General features: G+C 70.2%; 7 protein-coding genes. 2 read left to right on the top strand and 5 right to left on the bottom strand.

Going from position 1 to position 7,770, the window contains the following annotated elements; all coding sequences use genetic code 11:
• Positions 1-93 precede the first annotated feature (93 nt).
• Both AB0I53_RS10510 and AB0I53_RS10505 read right to left on the bottom strand, forming a co-directional pair.
• The gene (locus tag AB0I53_RS10510; protein ID WP_358599646.1) at positions 94-1,182 is read right to left on the bottom strand and encodes a Zn-dependent alcohol dehydrogenase; all 1,089 of its coding nucleotides are present in this window, start codon (positions 1,180-1,182) and stop codon (positions 94-96) included.
• 75 nt (positions 1,183-1,257) lie between these two features.
• Positions 1,258-2,130 carry an alpha/beta hydrolase gene (locus AB0I53_RS10505; RefSeq protein WP_358599643.1) on the bottom strand — a complete coding sequence of 291 codons (873 nt, stop codon included), beginning with the start codon at positions 2,128-2,130 and terminating at the stop codon, positions 1,258-1,260.
• 136 nt (positions 2,131-2,266) lie between these two features.
• Here AB0I53_RS10505 and AB0I53_RS10500 point away from each other — a divergent pair, with 136 nt between their 5' ends.
• Entirely contained in the window at positions 2,267-2,722 is a 456-nt protein-coding gene (locus AB0I53_RS10500; protein WP_358599640.1) for a PPOX class F420-dependent oxidoreductase, read from the top strand.
• On the opposite strand, the gene AB0I53_RS10495 is transcribed toward AB0I53_RS10500, so the two are convergent.
• Together AB0I53_RS10495 and AB0I53_RS10490 are read right to left on the bottom strand one after the other, a co-directional pair.
• Positions 2,719-3,390 (bottom strand): DUF998 domain-containing protein, encoded by a 672-nt coding sequence (locus tag AB0I53_RS10495; RefSeq protein ID WP_358599637.1) that lies wholly within the window; start codon positions 3,388-3,390, stop codon positions 2,719-2,721. The genes AB0I53_RS10500 and AB0I53_RS10495 overlap by 4 nt on opposite strands.
• 529 nt (positions 3,391-3,919) lie before the next feature.
• The gene (locus AB0I53_RS10490) at positions 3,920-5,080 is read right to left on the bottom strand and encodes an MFS transporter (RefSeq protein WP_358599634.1); all 1,161 of its coding nucleotides are present in this window, start codon (positions 5,078-5,080) and stop codon (positions 3,920-3,922) included.
• A gap of 260 nt (positions 5,081-5,340) precedes the next feature.
• On the opposite strand from AB0I53_RS10490, the gene AB0I53_RS10485 reads away from it, so the two are divergent.
• Positions 5,341-6,114, top strand: coding sequence for a nucleoside phosphorylase (locus AB0I53_RS10485; protein WP_358599631.1), 774 nt, complete (start codon positions 5,341-5,343; stop codon positions 6,112-6,114).
• Here the strand turns inward: AB0I53_RS10485 and AB0I53_RS10480 are convergent.
• Positions 6,095-7,609, bottom strand: coding sequence for an amidase (locus tag AB0I53_RS10480; RefSeq protein ID WP_358599628.1), 1,515 nt, complete (start codon positions 7,607-7,609; stop codon positions 6,095-6,097). The genes AB0I53_RS10485 and AB0I53_RS10480 overlap by 20 nt on opposite strands.
• Between the last annotated feature and the right edge of the window lie 161 nt (positions 7,610-7,770).

Genomic DNA, 7,770 nt, shown 5'->3' with positions numbered 1-7,770 from the left:
GTCTTTTGGGCTGCTATAGCCGCCCAAAAGACTCACGGCCCCGGGCCTGCGGAAACGTCGCTCCACTAGCTGAGCAGCTGCTCACCCGCGCCGCTAGTCGAAGGTGATGAGCTGGCGGGCGACTTCGCCCTGCTTGAGGTTTTCGTAGGCCTCGTTGACGTTGGCCAGGGTGGTCGTGCCGCTGATCATCGAGTCGAGGTCGAGCCTGCCCGAGAGGTACATGTCCACGTAGCGGGGCATGTCGACGCGGAAGCGGTTCGAGCCCATCGTCGAGCCCTGGATCTTGCGCTCGCGGAGGAACGAGTAGCCGTCCAGGGAGATCTTCTCGCCGAACGGGATCATGCCGATGATCGTCGCCGTGCCGCCGGGGCGGAGCATCTGGAAGCTCTGCTCGGCGGCGCTGGCCAGCCCGACCGCCTCGAAGGCGTGGTCCACGCCGCCGGAGGTCAGCTCCAGCACCGCCTGCACCGCGTCCACATCGGACGCGTCGACCACGTCGGTGGCGCCGAACTTCGCCGCCAGGCGCAGCTTGCCCGGCAGGCGGTCGACCGCGATCACCCGGCCCGCGCCGGCGATCGCCGCGCCCTGGATCGCGGCGAGCCCGATCCCGCCGCAACCGATCACCGCCACGGTCTCCCCCGGCCGCACCCCGGCGGTGTTGAACACCGCGCCGAGCCCCGTGGTCACCCCGCAGCCGATCAGCGCCGCCTTGTCCAGCGGCATGTCCGGCCGGATCTTCACCGCCGCGTGCTCGTGCACCAGCATGTACTCGGCGAAGCTCGACGTGTTCAGGAACTGGTGCATCGGCTCGCCGCCGCGGCTGAGCCGCTGCGGGCCGTCGGCCGGGCGCACCACGTCCTCCTTGATGCACAGGTTCGGGCGGCCGGTGATGCAGTACTCGCAGTGCCCGCAGAACACCGACAGGCAGGTGATGACGTGGTCGCCGGGCGCCAGGCCGGTGACCGCCGACCCGACCGCCTCGATCACCCCGGCCGACTCGTGCCCGAGCACCACGGGCAGCGGATGCGGGTACTTGGCCTCCATGAAGTGCAGGTCGGAGTGGCACACCCCGGCCGACGCGGTGCGGATCAGGATCTCGTTGGGGCCGGGCGAATCGAGGTCGACGTCGCTGATCACGAGCGGTCCTGGGGCGGTCTCCAGCACTGCGGCCTTGCACTGCATGGCGTCTCCTGCCGTGAACACAGAGGGCTGTTCTGGAATCTCCTTCTAACTCGGGATCGCCCGGCGTGTCAACGACTACTCCGCGGCGGCGACCGGCGAGCGCGGATCCCGGGCGGGCCAGCGGTCGTGGTCGGCCTGCGCCAGGAAGCGCTCGACGTGGTGGTTGAACAGCTCGGGCTCTTCGAGGTTCGTGAGGTGGCCGGTCTTGGGCAGCACGACGAGGCCGCTGCGCGGAATCGTCCGTTTGAGCATCAGGTCGGCCTCCAGCACGCCGTCGTCCTCGTCGCCCGCGACGATCAGCGTCGGCACGTCCATCGCCGCCAACTCCGGCCGCAGGTCGTACAGGGACGGCCGGGTCATCTGCACGCCGCGCATCGTCCGCGCCGCTCCCACCGGGTCGTGCTCGGCCAGCACTGCGACGTGTTCGGCGTGCCCGCGCGGGTCCTTGTTCTGGAACTGCACGCGCGCCGGGCCGTAGCCGTACCACTTGGCCACCTCGGCCGGGCCGTCGGTTTCGAAGGCCACCGCGAGCGATTCGAATTCCGCGCGGAACTTCTCCCGGGCGCCGGGATGCGCGCCGTAACCGCAGCCGGCGACGACCAGCGACCGCGCCCGACCGGGGTGGCGGAGTCCGAAGTGGAGCGTGCAGAACCCGCCCATCGAGTTGCCCACGACGTGCGCGCGGTCCGCGCCGATCGCGTCGAGCACCGCCACCAGGTCGTCGACCGCGCGGTGCTGACCGTAGCGCTCCGGTTCGGCGGGCACCTCCGACGGCGGGTAGCCGCGCGCCGCGTAGACGACGCAGCGGTACCGGCGGGCGAAGTGCCGGACCTGCGGCTCCCACGAGCGGTGGTCGCCGCCGAACTCGTGCGCGAAGACCAGCGGCACGCCGGTGCCGGTTTCCTCGTAGTACAAGCGGATTCCGTCATCGGTGGTCGCGAATGGCATCCGGGCCTCCCAGTCGAGTGCCGCATTGTCACCCGCCGAACACGCCTCCCACAACGCCTGTCGGGCACAGCGGCCGTCGTGCCCGGCCACTAGGCTTGGCGGCGCACTTTGTCATCGAATTGTGGGGAGCGAACCCATGGCGATCGCCCGCGCCGATCGAGTCGACCGCGAAGCCCTGCTGGAGTTCCTGCGGCCCCGGCACCGCGGCGTCCTGGTCACCACCCGCTCCGACGGCCGCCCGCAAATGTCGCCGCTGACCTGCGGTGTGGACACCGATGGCCGGATCGTGGTGTCGACCTACCCGGAGCGGGCCAAGACCCGCAACGCCCGCCGCGACCCGCAGGTGTCGATCTGCGTGCTCTCCGACGAGTGGAACGGGCCGTACGTGCAGGTCGACGGCCGCGCCGAGGTGCTGGACATGCCCGCCGCGCTCGACGGGCTCGTCGAGTACTTCCGCTGCATCTCCGGCGAGCACCCGGACTGGGCCGAGTACCGCGAGGCGATGGCCCGGCAGGGCAAGTCGCTGATCCGCATCCACATCGAGCGCTGGGGCCCGATCGCCACTGGCGGCTTCCCGCCCCGCCTCGGCTAGCCCGGCTCACGCGGCCCCTGGAAGCGCGGGAGGGAGATCGCGAGGGCTGCGAGCCAGCCGAAGCCGACGACGAGGGTCAGGCGTTGGAGGAGGCCGCCGACCGGCGTGAGCGCCGGATTCTGGGCGAACCCGGCGCCGGCCAGCGCGAACCCGATCAGGAACACGACCGCCGTGCCGATCGAGTAGGCGGCCCATCCCCGATGACCGGTGCGGGCGAGGCGGTAGCCGACCACGCAGCAAGCCGCGGGCAGCGCCGTGAACACCGGTGTCGAGAAGAGGTCGTGCAGCACGCCGTGCGTAGTTCGCACCAGGGGCACCGGCGGCGTGCCGGGCGGGTAGCCGCTGATCGGGTCCGCCGCGAAGAACCCGGCGCCGATCAGCCCGACGCCCACCAGCCCGATCAGCACCGGCGCCCAGCGGCCACCGCCGAGCTGCCGCAGCGCGGGCCGCAGTCCGGCGGCGAAGGCGAGGATCAGCAGGCCGGTGACGATGAAGTTCACCGCCTGCACCCAGCCGGACTCCCCGATCGACAGGGAGCTCACCGGATGCCGCAGCGGGCTGTAGTCCGCTCGGAACGCGCCCTCCACCAGGAACAGCACGACGAACAGCACCGCGCCGATCGCCCCGCAACCGAGCAACGCCCGCTCGAAGCGCCGAATCCCCGCCATGGCACCAAAGCCTACGTCGGTGGTCGCCCTTTACATCCTGCTCAGGTGCGCGGCGTCGTGCGCGCCGGACAGGGGTCGTGAGTGATTTTTCCGGTTCTTACCGGAATCACCACTCACGAGCACCAGAACTTCGGTGCGTCGCCTCCCGACGCGCCAACTCCTGTGGACAACTCCCGCAATTTCAATGGAAATCGGAGGTCCGATTTCCATTGAGCGTTTTTCATCCTGGTCAGCCCACAGCCGCGGGTCGCAAAGCTGCACGTCGATGGGGTGTCGCATGCGCCGCAGGCGCATAACCCACCTACGACACGTGCACCGCCGCGGGTTCACTGCGCCCGTGCCCCTGGGGCACTCCTGGGCGAGGACGGCCCTGACGCCGTGTATTGGACATACATAAGTCAGGGCACCCACAGACCAGGGAGCCTCTGAGGTTCCGCTACCCGCACCGCCACGCAAATTGAGGTTGGAAAAACCTCATTGAAATCGAAGACCTCGTGACGTGAGACAGCACCCGAACGGGTTCCGGACCCTATTGGAGGGCTTCGCCCTTGCGGTCCGGCAGCAGGAACATCATCAGCATGTCCGCCGCGTACAGCACCGCGAGGAAGGCGATGGCGACCGCGAAGCTGGACGACTGGGCGATCAACGCGAACACGATCGGCGCGAAGCCGCCGACCGCGCGCCCGAGGTTGAACAGCACGTTCTCGGCGGTCGCACGCGCCGCCGTCGGATACAGCTCGGCCATCAGCGCCCCGTAGCCGCCGAGCATGCCGTTGACGAACACGCCCATGATCGCACCGCCGACGAGCAGCGCGTACTGGTCGGTGAGCTGGCTGTAGCCCAGCACCGACACGATCGCCCCGGCCTGGAAGATCCAGAACGTGCGGCGGCGGCCGATCCGATCGGCGAGCTGCCCGAAGATCCACATGCCCGCGGCCATGCCCAGCACCGTCACCGCGGTCCAGGTGCCGGATTTGGTGAGGCTGAACCCGAACTGCTTGGACAGGTAGGTCGGAAGCCACGTCATGATGCCGTAGTAGCCGAAGGTCTGCACCGAGCACAGCACCAGCAGCGCGATGCTCGACCGCGTCGTCCGCGCATCGGCGAACAGCAGCCGCAGCGGGAAGCGCCGTCGTTCGCGCTCGATCTTGGTGAACGCCTCGGGTTCGGCGAGCCGGTTGCGCAGCACGAAAGCGATCAACGCGGGGATCGCGCCGATCACGAACAGCGTCCGCCAGCCCCACGCGGTCACGATCGGCCCGGCCGCCAGCGTGCCGATCAGCACGCCGGCCTGACCGCCGACGCCGACCAGGGACGTGGCCCGCGCCCGCATCTTCGCCGGCCAGGTCTCGGCGACCAGCGCCATGCCCACGCCGAACTCGCCGCCGAGTCCGACTCCCGCGATGAACCGGTAGATCGCCAGGTCGAGGTAGCCCTGCGCCAGCGCGGTGAGGCCGGTGAACACCGCGAACAGGATCACCGACCAGGTCAGCGTCCGGACCCTGCCGAAGTAGTCGCCCAGGATGCCGAACACCACGCCGCCGAGCACCGCACCGATGAGCGTCACCGTGGCCAGCGAACCCGCCTCGGTCTGGGACAGCCCGACGTCGAGGCTGATCGCGGTCAGCGCGACACCGAGGATGAGGTTGTCCATCCCGTCGATGCCGTAACCGACAGCGGATGCGACCATCGCCTGCTTCGCATAGCGGCTCGGTCGCTCATCAGAATTGTCTTGCTCGCGGGCAGGCGTCGCTTGTCGGCCCATTCGATGACTCCTGGTCTGCGGGAGGGCACGGCGTGTGATGGTGCTAGATTTCGCCGTGCGGATGCTGGGCATCAGCATCCACCGGACATCTCGGCGGGTAAAGGTCGAGGCCGCCCGACGAGGCGCGCATCACTCCCACTTGGACAGTCCACATTGGACATTTGGCGCATTTCGGAGGACAGCTCATGGCGCGCCGAGCCTCGGATCCCTGGGACGGCGACCAGCCGCCGCACCTGCCGTGCCGCCGCGGGGAACTGCCCGAGATCTGCCTGCTGCCGGGCGATCCGGCGCGAGTGGACCTCGCCGCCGAGGTGCTGAGTTCCTTCCGCGTCCTCGGGCAGAACCGGGAATTCCGTGCGGGTACCGGCGTTTTCAACGGCGTCGAGATCGGCGTGTGCTCGACCGGGATCGGCGGACCGTCCACCGAGATCACGCTCGTGGAACTGGCCGGGCTGGGCGTGCGCACGGTGATCCGCATCGGCGGCATGGGCGCGATGCGCCCGGAGATCGAGCCCGGCACGCTCGGCATCGTGCAGCGCGCCCGGCGCGAGAGCGGCGCGGCGCGGCATTACCTGCCGGACGGAGACGCGGTGCCCACCCCGGCCGTCGCCGAGGCGCTGACCGCCGCCGCGCAACACCTCGACCGGCCGTCCCGCCCGATCACCGTGCTGTCGACCGACTCCTACTACCTCGGCCAGGGCCGGCCGCTGCCGCGCTGGGAAGACCGCGCCGCGGAACGCATCCGCCAGGTCGAGCAGTCCGGTGTCGACGGGATGGACATGGAGGCCGAGACCGTGCTCGCCGTCGGCCGCGCGGTCGGCCTGTCGGTGGGAGCGGTCCTCGCGGTGCATGCCAACCGCGCCACCGACGCGTGGCTTGAGGAGTACCGCGACCCGCAGCTGGACGTCGTGCGGGTCGCGGCGACCGCCGCCGTCCTCCTCACCGCCCGGCGGGACTGAATCCCGGCGCCGAAGCGGTTTCGAAGGCGTGGGCGATCCGGTAGAGGGTCGCTTCGTCCCAGTGGCGACCGATGAGCATCATGCCGATCGGCAGGCCGTCGCCGCTCCCGCAGGGCAGGCTCAGCGCCGGGTGGCCGGTGGCGTCGAACGGTGCGACGTTGCCGATCATCTCGAACGATCGCTGCACGATCAGCTCGCGCGGGGCGTCCGCGGGCGGCAGCGGCGTCGCCTTCATCGGCAGCGTCGGCATGACCAGCACGTCGAACTCCGCCAGCGCCGCATCGTAGGCTGCCGTGAGGGTGCGGGTCAGGTTCTGCGCCTTCGCGTAGGTGGTGCCGCCGTAGCGGCGCCGGAACAGGTTCCCGGCCAGCATCAACGCTTTCAGCGACTCGCTGAACTCGCCGACCCGATCCTGCCAGCCGCGCATCGCGTCCACCAGGCTCGTCACGTACTGGCCGCGCCAGTTCATGCCGAACCCGTTGCCCAGCAGCATCTGCCACACGGCCCCTTCGAGGGCGATCGGGCTCCAGATCGCCACGCCCGAGCTGTGCAGCGGCACCGATGCTTCCGCGACCTTCGCGCCCAGCCCGGCCAGCACGCCCGCCGCCTCGCGCACCGCCTCGTCCACGTCGGATTCGGCGCCGGCCGTGCCGAATCCCTCGCGCACCAGGCCGATGCGCAGGCCACCGCAGTCGCCGGTGAGCGCCCGCGTGTACACGTCGGTCCGGGTTGCGATCTGGCGCGGGTCGAGCCCGTCCGGACCGGCGATCGCCTCCAGCACCAGCGCGTTGTCGGCGACGTTGGCGGTGATCGGGCCGGCGTGGTCGATGGTGGCCTCGATCGGCATGATCCCGGTGTAGGGCACCAGGCCGTGCGTCGGCTTCATCCCGACCGCGCCGCACCACGACGACGGAATCCGGATGGAGCCGCCCTGGTCGCCGCCGATGGCCAGGTCCACCTCGCCCGCGACGACCAGCGCGGCCGAGCCCGAGGACGAGCCGCCTGCGGAGTGCGTCGGCTTGTGCGGGTTGCGGACCGGCCCGTCGGCGCCGGTGTGCGAGCCGCCGGAGAAGCAGAGGAACTCGCAGTGCGCCTTCCCCGCGATGGTGGCGCCCGCGTCCAGCAGCCGGGTCACCACCGTGGCGTCGACGTCCGGGACGTAGCCCTTCAGCGTCGACGAGCCGTTCATCATCGGCACCCCGGCCAGGCAGATGTTGTCCTTGAGCGCGACGGTGCGGCCCGCCAGCGGCCCGTCGTCGCGGGTGCGCAGCTCGGTGCGCGCGTACCACGCGCCCAACGGGTTGTCGCCGGGTTCGCTCCACTGCCGCTGCGGGATCTCGGCGATGGGCTCCTCGAGCGCGTCGACAACCCGGTACGCCTCGACGTTCGCCGCGATCAGCGACAGGTACGAATCCGTTGTCGCATCGTCTAGTTCCAGTCCCAGTTCCGCTGCTGCGGCTTGCAGTTCGGCCCGGTCCGGATCCGGCACAGCCATCGCTACCTCCCACGTCGCGGACCAGGCGAGGCTACGCAGGAGACCGCGGGCGGCGGTAGATCTTCTTGGGTGACAACGGGAGGCCGGGGCACCCGCAGCCCGGTCATGTGGTAGGCGTTGCAGCGCGTCGCGTATCCGCCGATCTCGGCGTAGATCCGCGC

Origin of the sequence: Saccharopolyspora sp. NPDC050389, assembly GCF_040655595.1 — a bacterium.
Classification (GTDB): Bacteria; Actinomycetota; Actinomycetes; order Mycobacteriales; family Pseudonocardiaceae; genus Saccharopolyspora.
Note: the sequence above shows the minus strand (reverse complement) of the source record. Positions and strands in the feature narration are given on the sequence as shown.